Here is a 249-nt window from a genome sequence, read left to right on the forward strand (position 1 = left end):
TCGTTAACTGACCGATTTTAGCGTGAAGCTTATCCGTTTCTTCTGTGTTGCCTTTACTTACTTGGCTTTCAGAAGCGAAGATCATAGCCGCATTTTCAAGGAGTTCTTTTTTCCATGTAGAAATTTGGTTTGCGTGAAGATTGTATTTCTGTGCTAATTCAGCAACGGTTTTATCTCCTTTAGCGGCGGCCAAGGCCACTTTAGCTTTAAATTCAGGAGAGTGGTTTCTACGTTTTCTAGTCATCATCT

The 249-nt window shown here is 40.6% G+C and carries 1 protein-coding gene; it reads right to left on the reverse strand.

Annotated features, from left to right (window positions below; all coding sequences use genetic code 11):
• Positions 1-244: transposase (locus tag HC733_RS22795; protein ID WP_190367231.1), on the reverse strand; the 244-nt coding region annotated here is incomplete at its 3' end.
• Positions 245-249: the final 5 nt, after the last annotated feature.

Source organism: Pseudoalteromonas sp. S16_S37 (assembly GCF_014694405.1).
Lineage (GTDB): Bacteria > Pseudomonadota > Gammaproteobacteria > Enterobacterales > Alteromonadaceae > Pseudoalteromonas.